General features: G+C 57.9%; 18 protein-coding genes and 3 tRNA genes. 2 read left to right on the plus strand and 19 right to left on the minus strand.

The features are described from left to right. Positions 1-97: 97 nt before the first annotated feature. The 3 genes from ampE to KGB27_RS09250 all read right to left on the minus strand — a co-directional run bounded on the left by ampE (position 98) and on the right by KGB27_RS09250 (position 3766). Positions 98-934 (minus strand): regulatory signaling modulator protein AmpE, encoded by an 837-nt coding sequence (ampE, locus tag KGB27_RS09240; RefSeq protein ID WP_008036227.1) that lies wholly within the window; start codon positions 932-934, stop codon positions 98-100. Beyond that, positions 931-1491, minus strand: a complete 561-nt coding sequence (gene ampD, locus KGB27_RS09245) for a 1,6-anhydro-N-acetylmuramyl-L-alanine amidase AmpD (RefSeq protein ID WP_008024447.1) — start codon at positions 1489-1491, stop codon at positions 931-933. Before ampD ends, ampE begins: the two co-directional genes overlap by 4 nt. A 64-nt stretch (positions 1492-1555) precedes the next feature. After that, positions 1556-3766 carry a DUF1631 domain-containing protein gene (locus tag KGB27_RS09250; protein WP_223554115.1) on the minus strand — a complete coding sequence of 737 codons (2211 nt, stop codon included), beginning with the start codon at positions 3764-3766 and terminating at the stop codon, positions 1556-1558. A gap of 360 nt (positions 3767-4126) precedes the next feature. Between KGB27_RS09250 and nadC the strand changes: the two genes are divergently transcribed. Further along, positions 4127-4975, plus strand: coding sequence for a carboxylating nicotinate-nucleotide diphosphorylase (gene nadC, locus KGB27_RS09255; RefSeq protein WP_192230114.1), 849 nt, complete (start codon positions 4127-4129; stop codon positions 4973-4975). A gap of 105 nt (positions 4976-5080) precedes the next feature. Here nadC and KGB27_RS09260 read toward each other — a convergent pair whose 3' ends face one another. Continuing rightward, positions 5081-5386 carry a DUF6388 family protein gene (locus tag KGB27_RS09260; protein ID WP_008024451.1) on the minus strand — a complete coding sequence of 102 codons (306 nt, stop codon included), beginning with the start codon at positions 5384-5386 and terminating at the stop codon, positions 5081-5083. A gap of 316 nt (positions 5387-5702) precedes the next feature. On the opposite strand from KGB27_RS09260, the gene KGB27_RS09265 reads away from it, so the two are divergent. Further along, positions 5703-6740, plus strand: coding sequence for a hypothetical protein (locus tag KGB27_RS09265; RefSeq protein ID WP_223554117.1), 1038 nt, complete (start codon positions 5703-5705; stop codon positions 6738-6740). Positions 6741-6747: 7 nt separating this feature from the next. Here the strand turns inward: KGB27_RS09265 and KGB27_RS09270 are convergent. The 15 genes from KGB27_RS09270 to ftsH all read right to left on the minus strand — a co-directional run bounded on the left by KGB27_RS09270 (position 6748) and on the right by ftsH (position 21428). Then, positions 6748-6823: transfer RNA gene (locus KGB27_RS09270), tRNA-Thr, on the minus strand. A 139-nt stretch (positions 6824-6962) separates the two neighbouring features. Further along, positions 6963-9068, minus strand: a complete 2106-nt coding sequence (gene pnp / locus KGB27_RS09275) for a polyribonucleotide nucleotidyltransferase (protein WP_008024453.1) — start codon at positions 9066-9068, stop codon at positions 6963-6965. A 196-nt stretch (positions 9069-9264) separates the two neighbouring features. Continuing rightward, entirely contained in the window at positions 9265-9534 is a 270-nt protein-coding gene (gene rpsO, locus KGB27_RS09280) for a 30S ribosomal protein S15 (protein WP_003177875.1), read from the minus strand. Between the two features lie 117 nt (positions 9535-9651). After that, positions 9652-10569 carry a tRNA pseudouridine(55) synthase TruB gene (truB, locus tag KGB27_RS09285; RefSeq protein ID WP_008024455.1) on the minus strand — a complete coding sequence of 306 codons (918 nt, stop codon included), beginning with the start codon at positions 10567-10569 and terminating at the stop codon, positions 9652-9654. Between the two features lie 3 nt (positions 10570-10572). Beyond that, positions 10573-10974 carry a 30S ribosome-binding factor RbfA gene (gene rbfA, locus KGB27_RS09290; protein WP_008024456.1) on the minus strand — a complete coding sequence of 134 codons (402 nt, stop codon included), beginning with the start codon at positions 10972-10974 and terminating at the stop codon, positions 10573-10575. Between the two features lie 159 nt (positions 10975-11133). Further along, complete coding sequence (infB, locus tag KGB27_RS09295) at positions 11134-13662, minus strand: translation initiation factor IF-2 (RefSeq protein ID WP_008024457.1); 2529 nt, start codon at positions 13660-13662, stop codon at positions 11134-11136. A gap of 27 nt (positions 13663-13689) precedes the next feature. After that, positions 13690-15171: a transcription termination factor NusA gene (gene nusA / locus KGB27_RS09300; protein WP_008024459.1), complete on the minus strand. Its 1482-nt coding sequence runs from the start codon at positions 15169-15171 to the stop codon at positions 13690-13692. 47 nt (positions 15172-15218) lie between these two features. Then, positions 15219-15677: a ribosome maturation factor RimP gene (gene rimP, locus KGB27_RS09305; RefSeq protein WP_032828556.1), complete on the minus strand. Its 459-nt coding sequence runs from the start codon at positions 15675-15677 to the stop codon at positions 15219-15221. Positions 15678-15815: 138 nt separating this feature from the next. Further along, positions 15816-15892: transfer RNA gene (locus KGB27_RS09310), tRNA-Met, on the minus strand. Positions 15893-15988: 96 nt separating this feature from the next. Further along, positions 15989-16074 (minus strand) — tRNA-Leu (locus tag KGB27_RS09315). Positions 16075-16096: 22 nt separating this feature from the next. Next, complete coding sequence (secG, locus tag KGB27_RS09320) at positions 16097-16480, minus strand: preprotein translocase subunit SecG (RefSeq protein WP_017336473.1); 384 nt, start codon at positions 16478-16480, stop codon at positions 16097-16099. Between the two features lie 4 nt (positions 16481-16484). Next, entirely contained in the window at positions 16485-17237 is a 753-nt protein-coding gene (tpiA, locus tag KGB27_RS09325; protein WP_008024463.1) for a triose-phosphate isomerase, read from the minus strand. 66 nt (positions 17238-17303) lie between these two features. Then, complete coding sequence (glmM, locus tag KGB27_RS09330; protein ID WP_192417425.1) at positions 17304-18641, minus strand: phosphoglucosamine mutase; 1338 nt, start codon at positions 18639-18641, stop codon at positions 17304-17306. A 16-nt stretch (positions 18642-18657) separates the two neighbouring features. Next, the gene (folP, locus tag KGB27_RS09335; protein WP_192227692.1) at positions 18658-19509 is read right to left on the minus strand and encodes a dihydropteroate synthase; all 852 of its coding nucleotides are present in this window, start codon (positions 19507-19509) and stop codon (positions 18658-18660) included. 8 nt (positions 19510-19517) lie between these two features. After that, positions 19518-21428 carry an ATP-dependent zinc metalloprotease FtsH gene (gene ftsH / locus KGB27_RS09340; RefSeq protein WP_032828773.1) on the minus strand — a complete coding sequence of 637 codons (1911 nt, stop codon included), beginning with the start codon at positions 21426-21428 and terminating at the stop codon, positions 19518-19520. Positions 21429-21609: the final 181 nt, after the last annotated feature.

The raw sequence follows: 21609 nt of genomic DNA on the forward strand, positions 1-21609 counted from the left end.
GCGAAGCTTGCTCGCGAAAGCGGTGGGTCAGGCGTATTCAATGTGAATGACACACCGCTTTCGCGAGCAAGCTTCGCTCCTACAGAGAGGATTGTGTTTAGGGGAAGACTGTCCACAGCGCGAAACCGGCGTACCAGAGCACTGCCGCACGCAGCAGCAGCTCCCAGATCCGGTCGAGGCTGTTGATGCCATCGGGCCCGACCACCGGCGCAGGAATTTCACCGGCCACCAGCCCGACCTTCTCGATCAGTTGGGCGGCACTGATGTTCCAGTTCAACAGTTCGCTCAACATCACCCGACTGACGGCAACAAAGTTGCCGACCAGCGCAAAACTCGCCGCCAACAGACGCACCGGCACCCAATCGAAGGCGTGACGCAGTTGTGCGGCGCGCTCGACGACGGCCGGGTTCTGCCCGTGTTCTTCGGCGAGGGCCAGCAGTCGATAGCTCAGCGCTGCCACCGGGCCCAGCAGGAAATACCAGAAAATCACCGCAAAAAAACTCTGGTACGCCTCCCAGAGCAGATGCCCCTCAACCCGTTCCAGTAGTTGCTCGCCGTTTTCGGCACAAATGTCCAGGTCACGTTTCGCTACATGAGCGGCAGCTTGCAGGTCTTCCCGGCGCCAGGCATCGCGAAACGGTCCGAGATCGGCCAGCAGATCACCGCGCCCCAGGCTATAAATCACCACCAGCAAATGCACCGGCAGCGCCAACAGACCATAAGCGACCGGCTCCAGCACCACCAGCAGCAACCCCAGCAGTGCCACCGGCAGCAGCACCAGAATCAGCAAAATCAACCACGGGCGATTGACCATACGCGGGTTGGCTTCAAGCTTGTGCAACTCGGCCACCCAACCGCCATCACGTTGAACCCGATGGCGCAGGGCCGAGAACTTCTCGATCCAGACCGCCAACAGCAACACCAGAAAACTCATTGTGGTTCCTCTTTAGCCAGGGCCGCGCGATAACGCGCCCAGTCGAACGCAGGTCCGGGATCCGTCTTGCGCCCCGGCGCGATGTCGCTATGCCCGCAGATGCGCTGCGCGGTGATGCCCGTAAAAGCGCTTTGCAGTTGCAAGGTCAGGGCCGTCAACGCGTCATATTGAGCATCGGTGAACGGCAGATCATCCGTGCCTTCAAGCTCGATGCCCACGGAAAAATCGTTACAGGTTTCCCGGCCGTCGAAACACGACACACCGGCATGCCAGGCGCGTTCAAGACAAGAGACAAACTGAGTGACGGTGCCGTCACGCTCAATCAGAAAATGCGCAGACACCCGTAGGTCAGCGATCCCTTCAAAGTAGGGATGCTCTGTGACATCCAGCCGGTTCTGGAAAAATTCCTGCACCTTGCCGGTGGCAAACTGCGCCGGCGGCAGACTGATGTTGTGGATCACCAGCAGGGAAATTTCGCCCGTGGGGCGCGCATTGAAGTTGGGTGAAGGGCAAACGTTCACGCCCTGACACCAACCGCTCGCGGGGTCCAACTGCATACAGGTTCCTTCAACGACGACTGTGTTGGTGCCCAGTATGCCGCGATAGACCCTCGGCGCGCGATCACTTGCCGCGATTGAGCCGCCGCAGGTTGCCGACCACCGACTCCAGGGCCCGATCGAACAGCAAGGTGTCGTCGAGGGTGCGCACCGCGCCACGACGGAAATCCAGTGCCAGCCCGGTACGGCTGCGCTCCAGCACTTTCATGCCGGTGCGGTTGACGAAAATGTACTTGCCCGTGGCTTCGATGATCGCGGCGAGCTTGCAGCGCAGGGTGTTTTCCTCGTCTTCCTGAAACTCGACCCAGCAACCCGCGTGCAACTGATCGACTTGAAGCAGGCCCGGATCATCCGCGGGCAAGCGCACCGAGGCCGTTTCGACTGGCCCTTCGTCGGCGGTGAGCAGCACGATTTCTTCGCGCACTTCAACCATCAGCGGCGCATCGGCAGGACGGGTGGCAGCCGGTGCCTGGTCCGCTCGCTCGAACAGTTGAACGTGCAAGCCTTCCAGCTCGCTGAAAAACTCTCCGGTGGCGAACGGATCGAACGCCGAACTGCTCAACCCGTCGCGCAAGGACTTGAGCAACCCCGGCACCAGCGCCAACAGGCGCAGGCTTGCGTCAGCGTCGTCATGGCGCTGCACGCTCCAGATCAATTGCTCCATGGTTTGCACATCCGCATGCCACTCGGCGGACTGATCGCCGTGCTTGAGGCAGGTCAGCAGCAGCACCTGGCTCCAGGCGTCCTGAACAAACGCCACCACCCGTTGCGGCAGCACTTTGCCCAACAACGCCTGATTCAACGCCAGCTCGACGCGTTGCCGGGCCAGTTCGGTTTTGGCGCGGCCCTCTTCGGCGTCGCGGGTACGCTGCTCCAACAAATCGCTGCGACGACGCTCGTCGCTGGTGAACGCCAGAAAATCCGCCAGCAATTCGGAGAAGATCGCCGGATCGTCGACAAAGTCGTTCAACAAACGCTGCACCACTTGCTCGATGCGCAGGTACAGGCTGTCGCGCTCGTGGTCATCACACTCGCCCCAGCCCAGGGCCGCGGCGGCGATTTCGTTGAGCAGACGGCGGGCCGGGTGACTGCTGCGGCTGAAGAAACTCTTGTCGATCACAGCCACTTTCAGCATCGGGATCTGCAAGCGCCCGATCAGCGCCTTGAGAGAATCCGGCAGATTGCGGTCATCGAGGATGCATTCGAAGAGCATGGCAATCAGGTTGATCACATCTTCGTCAGCGACGCCGACCACACGCGACTTGCCACTTTTGACGCTGACCCGGGTCAGCAGTTGCTCAAGCTGGTTTCGCAGGTCGAATTCGTCCTGGACCGCCGGAGCCGGCACGTACTGCTGCAAGTGCGAGAGCAGCCGCAGCAGGTCGCGGGTGGATATCGGTTGCGTCTGAGCACTGGTTTCCAGTGTTGGCGCGACACTGCCACGCACGTGGAGCAGCAATTCCTGCAATGCCGCGAACACTTCCTGCACGCTGTCGTCGATTGGCGTGCTGTCCCAACGGTTGCCAGCCTCGTCGGGCTCGGCACGAACACTGGCCTGCGCACGATCAATGGCACGCCGATTCGGGGCCGGCTTCAGGTCGGGCAATATGCCGGTGGCGATCAATATCTGATTGGCTTCGGTGTAGAGCTGATCGGCATCACTGAGTACATAACGCTCGAAAAGCTTGAGGATGATCAACTTGACCTTGATCTCGACCCCCAGGTTACGCCCGGCCTGCATGAAATACTCACAGAGCATCGCCGGGCCCAGGGGATTGCGCGTAGTTACCAGCTGCTTGCCCAGCAACGTGCTGAGCCGGGCGGTCAATTGATCAAGCGCAAAACCGTCGCGGCTCAGCACTTTATTGACCATGGCCTCCACCGCCACGCGACGTTCCAGCTCATCACCGGACTGTTGCGCCTGAATATCGAGGGTCAATGTCTGCGGCAAGACCGTCTGAATACTGCCTGCGAGACCGACAAACGCTTCGAAGAACTGTTCGAGAAACGCCCGCTCGATATTTTTGCGCTTGAGGCGCAAGTCGCGCATGGCTTCAAAAAAGATGTTCTGCTCGACGTCATTGCGGGCCCGGTCAGCCATTTCGAACAGCGTGTCGTCGGCGTTATCGAACAGCTCCTGCAGAGCATGCCGCAGCTGTTGAGCGGCCTTGTCGCGAACCTGAAGCAGAATCACAGGCAGGCGGGCGAGCGGCGAGTGACTCGCCTGATCGGTAGTTGCCTTGTGCAAAGGCACTACATTCCCGTCGTTGTGCATCCTGGCCTCCTGAAACGGTGATGCTTCGGTTCGGTTGGAAAGATCGAGTGCGCCAGCCTCACAGCCGCGCGCAACAGAAGACAATGCCCGCCCGCTGTCATTCAATAATCGGTGAACCAAAGACACGTCAAAGTCATGACGTCAAATGCAAGGCGCATTATCTTGCAAAAGATGTCCCGTATGCCAGCAGACTCTGTGTTTCTCTTTGAAATAGACGCCAGCAAAGGACCGCTGCTGAACCTCGCAGGCTCAAGAGATTCGACCAAATGCAGGTTTCAGAACGACCGGAAGGTCTCGCGCGCCTTGGGTTGCCCCGCGCCATGGCCCTATAATCGAGCCACTTTGTTTGTGGAGTCCGTTATGCCGAATCTACGTCTCGCCGATCTGACCGCCGAAATCGAAGCCAACGTACGCCGTGCGTTGCGCGAAGACATCGGCAGCGGCGACATCACCGCGCAGCTGATCCCGGCCGAACGCCTGGCCAAAGCCACCATCATCACGCGCGACGCCGCGGTCATCGCCGGCACCGCCTGGGTTGACGCGGTTTTCCGGCAACTGGACCCGCGGGTTGCCGTGCATTGGCAGGTGGCCGATGGCGAACGGGTGAAGCCCAATCAAGTGCTGTTCCACCTCGAAGGCCCTGCCCGCTCGCTGCTCACAGGCGAGCGCAGTGCGCTGAATTTCCTGCAATTGCTTTCCGGTGTGGCCACTCGTGCGCAATACCTGGCGGATTTCGTCGCCGAGACGCAGGTGAAGCTGCTCGACACCCGCAAAACCTTGCCGGGGCTGCGCCTGGCGCAAAAGTACGCCGTGACCTGCGGCGGCTGCCACAACCACCGCATCGGCCTGTACGACGCCTTCCTGATCAAGGAAAACCACATTGCTGCCAGCGGCGGCATCCCTGAAGCGATCAACGCCGCGCACAAGATCGCCCCGGGCAAACCGGTGGAGATCGAAGTGGAAAGCCTAGATGAGTTGAAAGAAGCGCTTGCGGCGGGTGCCGACATCATCATGCTCGACGAGTTGAGCCTTGATGACATGCGCGAGGCCGTGCGCCTGAATGGCGGCAAGGCAAAACTGGAAGCCAGCGGCGGCATCAACGAAAGCACGCTGCTGCCGATCGCAGAAACCGGGGTGGATTACATTTCGATTGGTGCGATGACCAAGGACGTGAAGGCTGTCGATCTGTCGATGCGACTCAGCCTCTGAAATTTCCTGAACGACATGAAACTGTAGGAGCCGGCTTGCTGGCGATCCAGGCGACGCGGTTTACCCGTTACGCCGCCATCGCCAGCAAGCCGGCTCCTACAAGGGTCAGACCACCAGATTATTCATCTCGCAGTACTCTTCCCACTCGACGCCCAATACCTCGGCCGCCTCTTTGTGCAGCACCAGTCGCGCCGCTTCAAACTCTTCCGGGCTCGAGGTGTACTTGAGCGTCAGCTCCCATGGCTGCAGGCCCTGGGCTTCTGCTTCATCCTCGAACGCCCATTGAATCTGGTCTTTCTGATCGTCGGCGGGCAAGTCCTTGATCTCTTCCAGCAGTTGGGGCGCGTCCAGCACGTATTTCTTCAGCGCTTCTTCGTGCCTGGCTTCCTGGGTCAATTCTTTAACGGTCATGTCGTTCTCGCTGATCGGGGGAATGGAAGATGGATCTGGATCATCAAGGATCTCTCTGACGCAAAAAACCGTGTGAAGCCCGGTTTGTCTGGCCTTCAGAACCATTCGTGGATCATTTGAAAACTGCAGGGTGATGCTCGTGCAATATCCGAATATAGGACGTTTGGAAGACGATTTATATGGACTTTTACATCAAATCTACAAAAAAAATGCTGAGCGGTTTTTCTGAAAATATTCCCTCGCCACGCAGGAACAACCTTCAAAAAGCAAAGTCATAGCGATGTGCCATCTAGGCACTTCACAAGGAACTCAGGTGATGCGTATTTTCAAGAAGCTTCCGTCTACCCTGTTGGCAACAGGCATGGCCGCCCTTTTTCTTGGCAACATGGCAATGGCCAATACGGCCCAAGCCGGTCTGGAGTTCGCCTCAGACAACCCTTCCTCCACCGACAGCTTCCTCGTCTTTCACAGACTGTATGGTAAAGACGTCATGGTCAGGAGCAATCTCAGTGTCGAGGGTGTGGAAACACTGCAACGCACCGCTAAAACCAACACGGATGACATCAAGGAACTCAAGAATCTCCTCGAAGCGCAGGCTCGTCTCATCGAGGAACTCAAGCGCAACAACGGAACAAGCTCCAGTTCGAGTGCCAGTGAGATAACCAACCTCAAACGCACTGCCACCGAACAGGACAAGGACCTGAAAGAACTCACCAAGCAATTGGAAGAGTTCAAACGCAACAGTGGTTCGAGTTCCAGCTCCAGTTCCAGCGAAGTGGCCAACCTCAAGCGCACGCTCACTGAACAGGAAACCGGCCTGAGAAACCTCGCCAAAGCAGTGGACGAACTCAAGCGCAACAGCAGCTCGAACTCCGGTTCAAGCGCCAGTACCAGCGAAGTGAGCGACCTCAAGCGCACGGTCAGTGAACAGGACAACAGCCTGAAAAACCTCGCCAAAGCGGTGGACGATCTCAAGCGCAGCAGCAGCTCGAATTCCGGTTCAAGCGCCAGTTCCAGCGAAGTGAGCGACCTCAAGCGCACGGTCAGTGAACAGGACAACGGCCTGAAAAAGCTCGCCAGCCAAATGGACGATCTCAAGCGCAGCAGCGGCTCGAACTCCAGTTCAAGCTCCAGCTCCAGCGAAGTGAGCGACCTCAAGCGCACCGTCAGCGCACAGGACAACGACTTGAAAAGGCTCGCCAGTCAGGTGGAAGACTTGAAACGTAGCGCCGGGTCGAGTTCCAGCGCGAGCTCCAGCGACCTGTCCAGCCTCAAGCGGGACGTCAGCAATCAGGACAGCCAACTGGATCAGCTGAAACGCGCCGTGGATGATCTGAGAAGCAAGGTGAAATAACAGGGGATGGTGCCCGAGACAGGAATCGAACCTGCGACCTTCGCGTTACGAGTGCGCTGCTCTACCGGCTGAGCTACACGGGCGGTGAGCTAAACCTAGCATCGAGATTGGAAGCGGGCAAATCCACAAATCGTTTCCAGTTTTCGCAGACAAAAAAATGCCCCGCAGTTTTCACTGCGGGGCATTTTTTATAACGTTGAAGCGGTCAGGCGTGGGGAGTGATTAAACGCCCGAAGCCTTGGCTGCTGCTACGTCTTTGATGGAGAGCTTGATACGGCCGCGGTTGTCCACGTCCAGTACCAGCACTTCCACTTCCTGGCCTTCTTTCAGGATGTCGGTCACTTTCTCAACGCGAGCATCGCTCAGCATCGAGATGTGAACCAGACCGTCCTTGCCCGGCAGGATGTTGACGAATGCGCCGAAGTCGACGATGCGCTCAACTTTACCGACGTAGATCTTGCCGATTTCAGCTTCTGCGGTGATGCCCAGAACGCGCTGACGTGCTGCTTCAGCCGCTTCCTTGGTTTCGCCGAAGATCTTGATCGAGCCGTCGTCTTCGATGTCGATCGAAGCCTTGGTCTCTTCACAGATCGCACGAATGGTCGCGCCGCCTTTACCGATGACATCACGGATTTTGTCGGTGTCGATTTTCATCGCGATCATGGTCGGAGCGTTTTCCGACAGCTCGGTACGCGACTGGCCAATGATCTGGTTCATCTGACCGAGGATGTTCAGGCGCGCTTCCAGGGCTTGGCCCAGAGCGATCTCCATGATTTCTTCGGTGATGCCTTTGATCTTGATGTCCATCTGCAGCGCGGTAACACCTTTGGCGGTACCAGCTACTTTGAAGTCCATGTCGCCGAGGTGGTCTTCGTCACCCAGGATGTCGGTCAGGACAGCGAATTTCTCGCCTTCTTTAACCAGACCCATCGCGATACCGGCAACCGGTGCCTTCATCGGAACGCCAGCGTCCATCAGGGCCAAGGAAGCGCCGCAGACCGAAGCCATGGAGCTCGAACCGTTGGATTCGGTGATTTCCGATACAACACGGATGGTGTACGGGAACACGTCGGCAGCAGGCAGCATGGCCTGAACCGAACGGCGGGCCAGACGGCCGTGACCGATTTCGCGACGACCAGCGCCACCCATGCGACCACACTCACCTACCGAGAACGGAGGGAAGTTGTAGTGCAGCATGAACGGGTCTTTTTTCTCGCCTTCCAGGGTGTCCAGCAGTTGTGCGTCACGGGCGGTGCCCAGTGTTGCAACGACCAGAGCCTGGGTTTCGCCACGGGTGAACAGAGCCGAACCGTGGGTCTTTGGCAGAACACCGACTTCGATGTTCAAAGGACGTACGGTCTTGGTGTCGCGACCGTCGATACGTGGCTTGCCGTTAACGATATTTTCGCGAACGGTGCGGTATTCGATTTCGCCGAAAGCAGCTTTGACTTCACTGGAAGAAGGCTGGCCTTCTTCACCGGACAGCTTGGCAACAACCTGATCCTTCAGCTCACCCAGGCGAGCGTAACGGTCGGCCTTGATGGTGATGGTGTAAGCCTGGGAGATCGCGTCGCCGAACTCGGCACGGATAGCGCCCAGCAGAGCAGTGGCTTCTGGTTGTGGAGCCCAGGTCCAGGTCGGCTTGGCAGCTTCGGCGGCCAGTTCCTTGACGGCGTTGATCACCACCTGGAACTCGTCGTGAGCAAACAGTACCGCGCCCAGCATCTGGTCTTCGGTCAGCTCTTTGGCTTCCGATTCAACCATCAGAACGGCTTCCGAAGTACCGGCAACGACCATGTCCAGGCTCGATGCTTTCAGTTGTTCGTAAGTCGGGTTCAGCAGGTAACCGGTGCTTTCGTGGAACGCAACGCGGGCAGCGCCGATCGGGCCATCGAAAGGAATGCCGGAGATGGCCAGCGCAGCCGAGGTACCGATCATCGCAGCGATGTCCGGATCGGTCTTCTTGCTGGTGGAAACGACGGTGCAGACTACCTGCACTTCGTTCATGAAGCCTTCCGGGAACAGCGGACGGATCGGACGGTCGATCAGTCGGGAAGTCAGGGTTTCTTTCTCGGAAGGACGGCCTTCGCGCTTGAAGAAACCGCCAGGGATCTTACCGGCAGCGTAAGTCTTTTCCTGGTAGTGAACGGACAGAGGGAAGAAGCCCTTGCCTGGATCGGCTTGCTTGGCACCGACTACGGTCACCAATACGCTGACGTCGTCGTCAACGGTGACCAATACTGCGCCGGAGGCCTGACGGGCGATACGGCCAGTCTCGAGGGTAACGGTCGACTGACCGAACTGGAATTTTTTGATTACCGGGTTCACGGTGTCCTACCTTCTTTTGTGGCTCTTGGGGAACTTGTCTTCTTGCGAAATTCTTGGGCAATGTCGGGAATCGGCCCAACGCCTGTCCAGGGTAAAACGGTGTATCTAGATAAAACTTGAGGCTGGGAGCCTGCCATGCACCAGCGGGAAACCCACTGATGCACGGCAGACAACCAACCTCTAGCGCAATCGCTTATTAGCGACGCAGACCCAGGCGACCGATCAGAGTCTGATAACGACCCAGATCCTTGCCTTTCAGGTAGTCCAGCAGCTTACGACGCTGGTTTACCATGCGGATCAGACCACGACGGGAGTGGTGATCTTTACCGTTGGCCTTGAAGTGACCTTGCAGCTTGTTGATGTTGTGGGTCAGCAGTGCAACTTGCACTTCTGGCGAACCAGTGTCACCAACAGCTTGCTGGTAGTCAGCTACGATTTGAGCTTTTTCTTGAACGTCGAGAGCCATGAGGCAATCCTTTTATCAGGAAACTGTTTCAAAGAAACAGTTTCAACAGGCCAGGGACAAATCCCTGTATCTAAAAATGAGTAGTGACCGTGCCTGTTAACAGCCACCCTCGTCCGGTCATTCTGACCGAATCAGTCGACGCGGCGCGATGCGCCCGTCTTCGCTCACTTCACCGATACCGATGAAGCGACCATTGTGATCCTGTACCCGTACCATGCCGAACTTCGGAGCATCCGGGGCGCGAACCGGCTGGCCGTTGAGCCAGTAGAACGCGCTCGCTTCCGAGAACTGCAGCAGCGGCCAATCCAGCAGCCCGCTGTCCGATGGCATCAGGAAGCGGTCGACCGCTTCGTTGCCGCCTTCGGCATGTACCGCTTCCAGCTCTTCAAGCGTGACAGTCTGCGCCAGCGTGAAAGGCCCGGCCTGGGTACGTCGCAATTCAGCAACGTAAGCGCCACAACCGAGTTGCTCACCGATATCCTCCACCAGGGTGCGGATATAGGTGCCTTTGCTGCAATCCACCGCAAGCCGCGCAGTATCACCTTCAAAGGCCAGCAATTCCAAGCGCGCAATAGTAACAGAACGCGGTTCGCGCTCCACTACTTCGCCTGCACGTGCCAGCTTGTACAGCGGCTGGCCATCACGCTTGAGCGCTGAGTACATCGGCGGTATCTGACTGATTTGCCCACGAAATTTCGGCAGTACCGCTTCGACATCGGATCGACCAACGGTCACCGGGCGCTCCTGCAAAACTTCACCTTCGGCATCCGCCGTGGTGGTGGTTTTGCCCAGTTGTGCCAGGGTTTCATAACCCTTGTCGGAATCGAGCAGGTATTGCGAGAACTTGGTCGCCTCACCGAAGCACAACGGCAACACGCCGGTGGCCAGCGGATCAAGACTGCCGGTGTGCCCGGCCTTCTCGGCGTTCAGCAACCAGCGAACCTTCTGCAACGCCGCGTTGGAGGTGAACCCCAGCGGTTTGTCGAGCAGGATAATGCCGCTGACGTTACGACGGATACGTTTGACCTGAGCCACCGATTACTCCTTGGTGTCTTCGACTTCTGCCGCAACCGGGTGCTGATTGTCTTCAGCCACCGCACGCTCGATCAGGGCCGACAGGTGCGCACCACGCACGACGCTTTCGTCGTAGTGGAAGTGCAACTGCGGAACGCTGCGCAACTTCATTTCGCGGGCCAACTGCATACGCAGGAAACCGGCGGCGGAGTTGAGCACCTTGATGCTTTGCGCGATATCTTCGGCGCTGTCCTGGCCCATCACGGTGATGAAAATCTTGGCGTGACCGACGTCACGACTGACTTCAACAGCGGTAATGGTGACCAGGCCTACGCGCGGGTCTTTGACTTCACGACGGATCAGCTGTGCCAGCTCACGCTGCATCTGATCGCCGATACGCTGGGTACGGCTATATTCTTTTGCCATGTCTTGTTACCTGTTACTGCCTCACGGTGAAACCCGTGGGGTCTGAAAGCGGCAAACGCCCGGCCTGACAAAAGCCAGACCGGGCGTTGCGTTTAGAGTCCTGACGCTGTGCCGCGCATTTGCATGCAGCGGCCCATCGTGGCCCTTGAAGTGCGCGAGTTAGAGGCTGCGAGCAACCTGAACCTTCTCGAAGACTTCGATCTTGTCACCGACTTTGACGTCGTTGTAGCTCTTCACGCCGATACCGCATTCCATGCCGGCACGTACTTCGGAAGCGTCATCCTTGAAGCGGCGCAGGGATTCCAGCTCGCCTTCGAAGATAACGATGTCTTCACGCAGTACACGGATTGGACGGTTACGGTGAACAACACCTTCGATAACCATGCAACCGGCGATCGCGCCAAACTTCGGCGAACGGAACACGTCACGCACTTCGGCCACACCCAGGATGTTCTCGCGAACATCACTGCCGAGCATACCGGTCAGGGCTTTCTTGACGTCTTCGATGATGTCGTAGATCACGTTGTAGTAACGCATATCCAGACCTTCCTGCTCGACGATCTTGCGAGCGCCGGCATCGGCACGCACGTTGAAGCCGAACAGTACAGCGTTGGAGGCCAGTGCCAGGTTGGCGTCGGACTCGGTGATACCACCGACACCGCCACCGACAACACGCACTTGCACTTCGTCGTTACCCAGGCCATTCAAGGCACCGTTCAACGCTTCCAGCGAACCACGGACGTCGGATTTGAGGACGATGTTGAGCGTCTTCTTCTCTTCCTGACCCATGTTCTCGAAGATGTTTTCAAGCTTGCCGGCGTGAGCACGGGCCAGCTTGACTTCGCGGAACTTGCCTTGACGGAACAGAGCCACTTCACGGGCTTTCTTCTCGTCGGCAACCACGCTCATCTCGTCGCCAGCATCCGGCGTACCGTCCAGGCCGAGGATCTCGACAGGGATGGAAGGACCGGCTTCTTTGATTGGCTTGCCGTTCTCGTCGAGCATGGCACGTACACGGCCATAGTTCGAACCGACCAGGACCATGTCGCCTTGGCGCAGGGTACCGTCTTGAACCAGAACGGTAGCAACCGGGCCACGACCTTTGTCGAGACGCGATTCAACCACAACGCCACGACCCGGAGCCGACGGAGTTGCTTTCAGTTCGAGAACTTCAGCTTGCAGCAGAACAGCTTCGAGCAACTCGTCCACGCCAGTACCGACTTTCGCCGAAACCGATACGAACGGGGTGTCGCCGCCCCACTCTTCCGAAGTCACGCCGTGAACCGACAGTTCGCTACGGATGCGATCGAGATCGGCGCCCGGCTTGTCGATTTTGTTCACAGCTACAACCAGCGGAACACCGGCAGCCTTGGCGTGCTGAACGGCTTCAACGGTTTGCGGCATCACGCCGTCGTCCGCTGCAACCACCAGGATCACGATGTCGGTCGCCTTGGCACCACGAGCACGCATGGCGGTAAACGCGGCGTGACCAGGGGTGTCGAGGAAGGTGACCATGCCGCGTTCGGTTTCAACGTGGTACGCGCCGATGTGCTGGGTGATACCGCCGGCTTCGCCAGCAGCAACCTTGGCACGACGGATGTAGTCGAGCAGCGAGGTCTTACCGTGGTCAACGTGGCCCATTACGGTCACGACCGGAGCACGGGAGAACGCTTCACCTTCAAACTTCAGGGACTCGGCCAGGGAATCTTCCAGGGCGGTGTCGCTGACCAGGGTCACTTTGTGGCCCAGCTCTTCGGCAACCAGTTGGGCAGTTTCCTGATCCAGTACCTGGTTGATGGTCGCTGGGGTACCCAGTTTGAACATGAACTTGATGATTTCAGCTGCCTTGACCGACATCTGCTGGGCAAGATCGCCAACAGTGATGGTCTCGCCGATCTTCACTTCGCGCACTACAGGGCCGGTTGGGCTCTGGAAACCGTGAGCGTTGCGTTTCTTCAGCTTGGCCTTGCCGCGACCACCACGACGGAAGCCATCGCTTTCTTCGTCGGTAGTACGTGGCGCAACACGTGGAGCAGGCGCTTTCTCTTTAACCGAAGCACGATGCGGAGCGTTTTTGCGCTCGCCATCGCCACTGCCACGACGATTGTTATCGTCGGCACGTGGTTTGTCCGGACGGCGCTGTTCGTTCTGCTTGTTGCGAACGTCAGCAGACGGAGCTGGAGCAGCTGCAACCACCGGAGCGCTTTCACGCACAGGCTCGGCAACGGCAACCGGCGCTGCAACAGCGTCGTTGGTAGCGGTTTGCGCAGCAGCAGGCTGGCGACGCGCTTCTTCTTCGGCGCGACGCTTGGCTTCTTCTTCAGCCTTCTGACGAGCAGCATTTTCTACTGCGCGACGTTCATCCAGTTCGCGTTTGCGCTCGGCTTCGATTTCTTCCGGGCTGCGCTGTACGAAAACTTTCTTTTTACGGACTTCAACACTGATGCTTTTGCTGCCAGCAACACGCAGGGTGCTGGTGGTTTTACGCTGCAGTGTGATCTTGCGTGGTTCTTCCACTTTCGCCTTGTGGCTGCTTTTCAAGTGAGTCAGCAAAGATTGCTTCTCACTGTCAGTCACATGTTCTTCGGCGGCGGTGTGCGGCAGACCTGCCTCACGCATCTGCTGCAACAGGCGCTCTACCGGTGTTTTGACCTCATCGGCCAGTTGTTTCACCGTGACTTGCGTCATGCACTTCTCTCCTCAGGCCGCGCCTAATTACTCGAACCAGTGGGCTCGGGCGGCCATGATCAACTTGCCGGCACGATCATCGTCAATGCCGTCGATGTCGAGCAGGTCGTCAATAGACTGCTCGGCCAGGTCTTCGCGGGTAATTACGCCGCGCACCGCCAGTTCCATCGCCAAATCCTTGTCCATACCCTCAAGCGAGAGCAGGTCTTCGGCCGGATGGGCGTCTGCCAGCTTTTCCTCAGTAGCGATGGCTTTGGTCAACAAACGATCCTTGGCACGAGCGCGAAGCTCGTTGACGGTTTCTTCGTCAAAGCCGTCGATGTTGAGCATTTCTTCCAACGGTACGTAGGCAATCTCTTCCAGGCTGGTGAAGCCTTCATCTACCAGCACCTGTGCCAGGTCTTCGTCGACTTCCAGCTCGTCGATGAAGTTGCGCAGGATGTCGCCGGTTTCTGCTTGCTGCTTAGCCTGGATGTCCGATTCGGTCATCACGTTCAGGGTCCAGCCAGTCAACTGGCTAGCCAGACGCACGTTCTGACCACCGCGACCGATGGCCTGAGCCAGATTGTCTGCGCCAACGGCGATGTCCATTGCATGAGCATCTTCGTCAACGATAATTGCCGCAACCTCAGCCGGGGACATGGCGTTGATTACGAACTGAGCCGGGTTGTCGTCCCACAGGACGATATCAACACGCTCACCGCCCAACTCACCCGACACTGCCTGGACGCGCGAACCGCGCATACCGATGCAAGCGCCCTGCGGGTCGATGCGTTTGTCCTTGGAGCGGACCGCGATCTTGGCGCGCGAACCCGGGTCACGGGAGGCAGCCATTACTTCGATCAGGCCTTCAGCGATTTCCGGCACTTCGATGCGGAACAACTCGATCAGCATTTCCGGCGCGGTACGCGACAGGATCAGCTGCGGGCCGCGGTTCTCGGTGCGGATTTCCTTGAGCAGCGCACGCAGACGCACGCCAACCCGGAAGGTTTCGCGAGAGATGATGTCTTCACGAGCCAGCAACGCTTCAGCGTTGTTGCCCAGGTCGACGATCACATTGTCGCGGGTCACTTTCTTCACGGTGCCGGAGATGATTTCCCCCAGGCGCTCGCGATAGGCGTCAACGACTTGAGCGCGCTCGGCTTCGCGAACTTTCTGCACGATGACTTGCTTGGCAGTCTGTGCAGCAATGCGGCCGAACTCGATGGATTCGATTTTTTCTTCGACTACATCACCAACCTGGGCACCAGGATGCGTTTCGGCAACCTTGCTCGGCCAGGTTTCGATGGCCGGATCGTCCAGGTCTGCTTCTTCGACAACCGTCCAGCGACGGAAGGTCTCGTAAGCACCGGTGTGGCGATTGATTTCCACACGCAGATCGACTTCGTCCTCGAAACGCTTTTTGGTAGCAGTGGCCAGAGCCAGCTCCAGCGCTTCAAAAATTACGTTTGCCGGTACGCCCTTTTCATTGGATACCGACTCAACAACCAGCAGTACTTCTTTGCTCATCGTACGCCTCGCCTTTCGCAAGCCATTGGATCCGCGGGATCCGCGTCTCAGTCAAAACTGGGAATAATGTTGGCCTTGTCGATCATATCGATCGGCAACAGGAACTCGTGGTCTTCTACCTGCACCACGACATCCTGCTCTTCTACACCGCGCAGAAGGCCCTGAAAGTTGCGTCGCCCTTCAAAAGGCGAGCGCAGCCTGATCTTCACTTGTTCACCGGCAAATTTTGCAAACTGCTCAATAGTGAACAGCGGGCGTTCCATGCCAGGCGAGGAAACTTCAAGGGTGTACTCAACGGCGATTGGATCTTCAACATCCAGGACACCGCTGATCTGACGGCTGACGATGGCGCAATCGTCCACCAGCACGCCGCCTTCTTTATCAATATAAACGCGCAACATTGAGTGGCGACCTTGAGCCGAAAACTCAATACCCCAGCATTCATAGCCTAGGGCCACGACCACCGGGGCCAACAAGGCCTGCAACTCTTCTAGCTTGCTCGACACCTGAACCCCCTCGTGCATGTATGTGCATGCTATGCAAAATAAAAAAATGGGCGAAACGCCCATCCTTGAAACGCCGTCGAACAGCGGCGTAGAAAGTGTCCAGCTAACAAAAAGCCCCTTAAAAGGGGCTCCTTAAACTGGTTGCGGGGGCCGGATTTGAACCGACGACCTTCGGGTTATGAGCCCGACGAGCTACCAGACTGCTCCACCCCGCGACAAAGCTGGGGCGGAAGTATACGACCGATCCCTGACAGGGTCAATGTAACCTTCCACCTACAAGAAAGCCCGCAACAGCGGGCTCTCCTGATAATTGGTACCGAGAAGGGGACTCGAACCCCTACACCCTATGGGCACAACCACCTCAAGGTTGCGTGTCTACCAATTCCACCACCTCGGCAATACTACGTTTGAAACCCTTCTTACTTCTGCTCTTGAGCTGGAGGTACGTCAGTCGCTGGAGTAGCCGACTTTTGCTCTTGAAGCACCGGTACATCATCAGAAGCCGGTTGTTGCTTTGGAACTTCCAACACTGCTGGATTTGGCAAACCTACTTGAGTCAGCTGGTGAGCCTTCTCTTTAGCAAAGTAACCTAACCCTAAGCTGGTTATGAAGAAACCGGCGGCAAGTATAGCAGTAAACTTACTAAGAAAGGTAGAGGAACCTTGGCTTCCGAACACAGTATTTGAAGCACCTGCTCCGAAAGACGCGCCAGCATCCGCACCCTTACCCTGCTGCAGCAATACCAGAGCAACTACGCCCAATGCACCCAGCAGATGAAAAACGACTACGACTGTTTCCAGCATTTTTTCAGTTTCCCGCGGCGCGAATAATCGCACCGAACTCATCTGCATTCAGGGAAGCTCCACCAATGAGCCCCCCATCGATATCCGGCATGCCGAACAGTTCGACCGCATTGGCCGCCTTCACGCTGCCGCCGTATAGAAGCCGCACACCTTGTGCGACCTCAGAATTCTCTGCCGCCAACTGAGCGCGAATGGCTGCGTGCACATCCTGCGCCTGTTGCGGCGAAGCAGTCAGCCCGGTGCCAATGGCCCAGACCGGCTCGTAAGCAATGACTGCATTTGCAAAAGCACCAACACCCAGCTCCTCAATGATACTGCCAAGCTGACGCCCGACAACCTCAAGAGTTTTTCCAGCTTCGCGTTGCTCCAGGGTCTCCCCTATACACAACACTGGAATCAAGCCACATGCCTGTGCCGCTGCGAACTTGCGAATCAGCATTCCGTCCTGCTCGCCCATTTGGCGGCGCTCGGAATGCCCGACAAGTACAAAGGTACAACCTGCATCCACCAACTGACTCGGTGCAACTTCGCCGGTCAAAGCACCTTGCATGGATTCCACTGCAGAGTTCTGCGCGCCGACCGAAATCGACTTGCCTTTCAAACCTTCAATCACTTGATTGATATGCAGGAAAGGCGGGAATACCGCGACATCAACACCGCTCGGCAAGGCCAAATGACTCAGGCCGTTGATCAGCTCAGCGACGCTGGCGCGGGTACCGTGCATCTTCCAGTTACCAGCTACCATAGGGCGACGCATGCTGTACCTCGTCGGTCAAAGTGGGCGCAGATGTTACCCAACACAATCATGGCTGGCAAGCCGAATTCAGGCAGAAACTTCAGTAACCAGTTTTGCCAGCTCTTCGGCGTAGCCGCGAACCTGTGTTTCGTCCTCGCCTTCGACCATGACACGCACCAACGGCTCGGTGCCGGACTTGCGCAACAGCACGCGCCCACGCCCGGCCATGGCCTTGGTAACGCGCTCGCTGGCCTCTTTGACCGACGGATGATCCAGCGGGCTCGCACCACCACCGAAACGCACGTTGATCAGCACCTGAGGACACTTGCGCAGCGACTGACGGGCTTGAGCCAGTCCTTCGGAGCGAGTCTGCAATGCCATCAGCACCTGCAACGCGGCAATGATCGCATCACCGGTGGTGGTGTGATTGAAGCAGACGATATGACCCGAGTTCTCACCACCGACCAGCCAGTTGCGCTCCAGCAGATCCGCGATCACATAACGGTCGCCGACGTTGGCACGCACAAACGGAATCGACAGATCTGCCAGGGCCAGCTCCAGCCCCAGGTTACTCATCAATGTTCCGACCACACCGCCTTTCAGCAGATCACGCTCATGCAAGTCGCGGGCGATGATGAACAGCAGCTCGTCACCATCGACAACAGCACCCGTGTGATCGACCATCAGGACCCGGTCGCCATCACCATCGAACGCAATACCGAGATCAGCATGTTCGGCAAGGACGGCAGCCTGCAACTGACCCATATGGGTCGAACCGCAGTTGTCATTGATGTTCAGGCCGTTTGGCTGCGCTGAAAGCACAACAACCTCGGCGCCCAACTCGCGGAACACACTCGGTGCCACTTTGTAGGTCGCACCGTGAGCGCAATCGATCACGATCTTCAGGCCCGTAAAGCTGGTGCCGGTCGGCACGCTGCTCTTGCAGAATTCAATATAACGGCCCGAAGCATCGTTGATTCGCGACACTTTGCCGATCTTGCTCGACTCAACCACGGTCATCGGGGTGTCGAGCAACTCTTCGATCATATGCTCGACTTCATCCGGCAGCTTGGTGCCCTTGCCGGAGAAAAACTTGATGCCGTTGTCATCGTGAGGATTGTGCGAGGCACTGATCACGATGCCTGCTTCGGCATGGAACGTACGCGTCAGGTAGGCGATGGCCGGCGTCGGCATCGGGCCCAGGAGCATCACGTCGGCACCCGCCGAAGTCAGCCCGGCCTCGAGCGCCGATTCGAACATGTATCCCGAGATCCGGGTGTCCTTGCCTACCAACACTTTGCAGGCGCCCATTTTGCGGAACGCCATGCCCGCAGCCCAGCCGAGCTTGAGCATGAATTCAGGGGTAATCGGGTACACGCCGACCCGACCACGAATACCGTCGGTGCCAAAATATTTCTTAGTCATAAGTGCTCCATCATTCTTATTCGGCTGATTCCACTGCGGCGATCATCCGCACCACATCGACGGTTTCGGCCACATCATGGACGCGCAATATACGCGCCCCCTTGAATGAAGCCAGCGCCGCGAGTGCCAAACCGCCATGCAGTCGCTCACCGACCGGGCGATTCAAGGCCTGACCTATCATGCTCTTTCGCGAAACCCCGACCAACAGGGGCCGCCCCAAGGCATGCAGGACTTCCATATGTTTGAACAAGCTCAGGTTGTGCTGCAAGGTTTTGGCGAAGCCGAAACCCGGATCCAGGATGATCCGCTCAGCCGGAATTCCGACTGACGCACACTGCGCCATGCGCTCGACAAGAAACTCGCCAACCTCTCGGGTGACATCCTGATAATGCGGATTGTCCTGCATGTCGCCCGGCTCACCGAGCATATGCATCAGACAGACCGGCAGACCAGTGGCGGCCGCCGCATCCAGAGCACCCTCTCGTCGCAACGAGCGGACGTCATTGATCAAACCCGCACCCAGCCGCGCCGCCTCACGCATGACAGCTGGCGTGGAGGTATCGACCGAGATAATCACATCCAGCTCGCGGTTGATGCGCTCGACGATCGGCGCCACGCGCTCCAGTTCTTCGAGCGGCGAAACCGCCCTGGCACCGGGCCGGGTCGATTCGCCACCGACATCAATCAGCGTCGCGCCGGCCAGCACCATGGCCTCGGCGTGGCGCAAGGCCGCATCGAGCTGGCTGTATTGGCCGCCATCGGAAAAGGAATCAGGGGTGACATTGAGAATGCCCATGACATGCGTCTGGGCCAAATCAAGAACCCGGTTGCCGCAAGGCAACCGGGTCGAGGACTGAACAGAAGTCATTTCAAACCTTAAACGTCAGCAGCCGGACCGCCGATCGGTGTTTCCGGGCGCTCATCCTGTACCACCGGAGGCGTTCCGGAGGTACCGGTGCCGCCCGACCAGTCGCGAGGTTCGCGAGGCGTACGACCCGCCATGATGTCGTCGATCTGATCGGCATCGATCGTTTCGTACTTCATCAGGGCATCAGCCATGGCGTCGAGCTTGTCACGGTTATCCGTGAGGATCTGTTTGGCCGTGCCGTAGCACTGGTCAATGATGCTGCGCACTTCGGAGTCGATCAGCTTGGCTGTCTCACCGGAGAAGCTTGCACTCTGACCACCGCCGCCGCGACCGAGGAACACTTCGCCCTCTTCTTCGGCGTACATCAATGGACCGAGTTTCTCCGACAGACCCCACTTGGTCACCATGTTCCGTGCAATCTGACTGGCACGCATGATGTCGTTGGATGCACCAGTGGTGACACCGTCAAAGCCCAAAGTCATCTCTTCAGCGATACGGCCGCCGTACAGCGAGCAGATCTGGCTGATCAACGCACGCTTGGACAGGCTGTAGCGATCTTCTTCCGGCAAGAACATGGTCACACCCAGCGCACGACCGCGCGGGATGATCGACACTTTGTAGACCGGATCATGCTCAGGCACGACGCGACCAACAATGGCATGGCCTGCTTCGTGATAAGCGGTGTTCTGCTTCTCTTTCTCGGACATGACCATGGATTTGCGCTCGGCGCCCATCATGATCTTGTCTTTCGCCAGTTCGAATTCTTTCATCTCGACAATGCGCTTGCCGGTGCGGGCGGCGAACAGCGACGCCTCGTTCACCAGGTTGGCAAGGTCGGCACCGGAGAAACCAGGCGTACCACGAGCGATCACGGCCGGAGCGACGTCGTCACCCATTGGCACTTTGCGCATGTGGACCTTGAGAATTTGCTCGCGACCGCGGATATCCGGCAGCCCGACCACAACCTGACGGTCGAAACGGCCCGGACGCAGCAACGCAGGGTCCAGTACGTCCGGACGGTTGGTTGCAGCGATGACGATGATGCCGTCATTCATTTCGAAGCCGTCCATCTCTACCAGCAACTGGTTGAGAGTCTGCTCACGCTCATCGTGACCACCGCCCATGCCGGCACCACGGTGGCGACCGACGGCGTCGATTTCATCGATGAAGATGATGCATGGCGCGTGTTTTTTGGCTTGTTCGAACATGTCGCGAACACGGCTGGCACCGACACCGACGAACATTTCGACAAAGTCGGAACCGGAAATGGTGAAGAACGGCACCTTGGCTTCACCGGCAATTGCCTTGGCCAGCAAGGTTTTACCGGTACCTGGAGGACCGACCATCAGCACGCCGCGAGGAATGCGGCCGCCCAGACGCTGGAACTTGCCCGGATCGCGGAGGAATTCGACCAGCTCGCCGACTTCTTCCTTGGCTTCGTCGCAACCGGCAACGTCAGCCAGGGTAGTTTTCACCTGGTCTTCGGAGAGCAGGCGCGCCTTGCTCTTGCCGAAGCTCATCGGCCCGCCCTTGCCTCCGGCACCGCCCTGCATCTGCCGCATGAAGAACATGAACACGGCGATGATCACCAGGATCGGGAAGCTCGCGACCAGCAGTTGAGTCCAGATGCTTTGCTGCTCAGGCTGCTTGCCTTCGACTACCACGTGGTTGTCCACGAGATCGCCGATCAGACCGTTGTCCTGGATCGCAGGACGAATGGTCTTGAAGCTGTCGCCATCGTTGCGCTTACCGGTAATCACATAGCCATCAACGGCTACGCGCTCGACCTTGCCATCCTTGACCTGCTGGATGAAGTCGGAATAGTTGAGGGTCTGCGGCTCGTTAGGGCTGGAGAAGTTGTTCATCACTGTCACCAGGACAGCCGCGATGATCAACCACAGGATCAGATTCTTTGCCATATCGTTCAATTAACTACCCTCTGAAGCAAGCGCCGCTAATGGCGCGCGCTTCGCATGATATTCACCGGCCTAACTTACTACATTACCTACAACACTGGCAGGCGCCGTCTGTAACCCTTTGTGAAACACTTCCTACACAATATTCGCTAATTCCCACAAGGCGAAATACGAAAAACCTATC

It is taken from the genome of Pseudomonas sp. BF-R-01 (assembly GCF_019946615.1).
In the GTDB taxonomy this organism is placed as follows: Bacteria; Pseudomonadota; Gammaproteobacteria; order Pseudomonadales; family Pseudomonadaceae; genus Aquipseudomonas; species Aquipseudomonas migulae.

Coding starts and splice junctions, on each gene's coding strand:
- ampE (WP_008036227.1), bottom strand. CDS start 934: ATGAGTTTTCTGGTGTTGCTGTTGGCGGTCTGGATCGAGAAGTTCTCG.
- ampD (WP_008024447.1), bottom strand. CDS start 1,491: ATGCAGTTGGACCCCGCGAGCGGTTGGTGTCAGGGCGTGAACGTTTGC.
- KGB27_RS09250 (WP_223554115.1), bottom strand. CDS start 3,766: ATGCACAACGACGGGAATGTAGTGCCTTTGCACAAGGCAACTACCGAT.
- nadC (WP_192230114.1), top strand. CDS start 4,127: ATGCCGAATCTACGTCTCGCCGATCTGACCGCCGAAATCGAAGCCAAC.
- KGB27_RS09260 (WP_008024451.1), bottom strand. CDS start 5,386: ATGACCGTTAAAGAATTGACCCAGGAAGCCAGGCACGAAGAAGCGCTG.
- KGB27_RS09265 (WP_223554117.1), top strand. CDS start 5,703: ATGCGTATTTTCAAGAAGCTTCCGTCTACCCTGTTGGCAACAGGCATG.
- rpsO (WP_003177875.1), bottom strand. CDS start 9,534: ATGGCTCTCGACGTTCAAGAAAAAGCTCAAATCGTAGCTGACTACCAG.
- rbfA (WP_008024456.1), bottom strand. CDS start 10,974: ATGGCAAAAGAATATAGCCGTACCCAGCGTATCGGCGATCAGATGCAG.
- infB (WP_008024457.1), bottom strand. CDS start 13,662: ATGACGCAAGTCACGGTGAAACAACTGGCCGATGAGGTCAAAACACCG.
- nusA (WP_008024459.1), bottom strand. CDS start 15,171: ATGAGCAAAGAAGTACTGCTGGTTGTTGAGTCGGTATCCAATGAAAAG.
- secG (WP_017336473.1), bottom strand. CDS start 16,480: ATGCTGGAAACAGTCGTAGTCGTTTTTCATCTGCTGGGTGCATTGGGC.
- tpiA (WP_008024463.1), bottom strand. CDS start 17,237: ATGCGTCGCCCTATGGTAGCTGGTAACTGGAAGATGCACGGTACCCGC.
- glmM (WP_192417425.1), bottom strand. CDS start 18,641: ATGACTAAGAAATATTTTGGCACCGACGGTATTCGTGGTCGGGTCGGC.
- folP (WP_192227692.1), bottom strand. CDS start 19,509: ATGACTTCTGTTCAGTCCTCGACCCGGTTGCCTTGCGGCAACCGGGTT.
- ftsH (WP_032828773.1), bottom strand. CDS start 21,428: ATGGCAAAGAATCTGATCCTGTGGTTGATCATCGCGGCTGTCCTGGTG.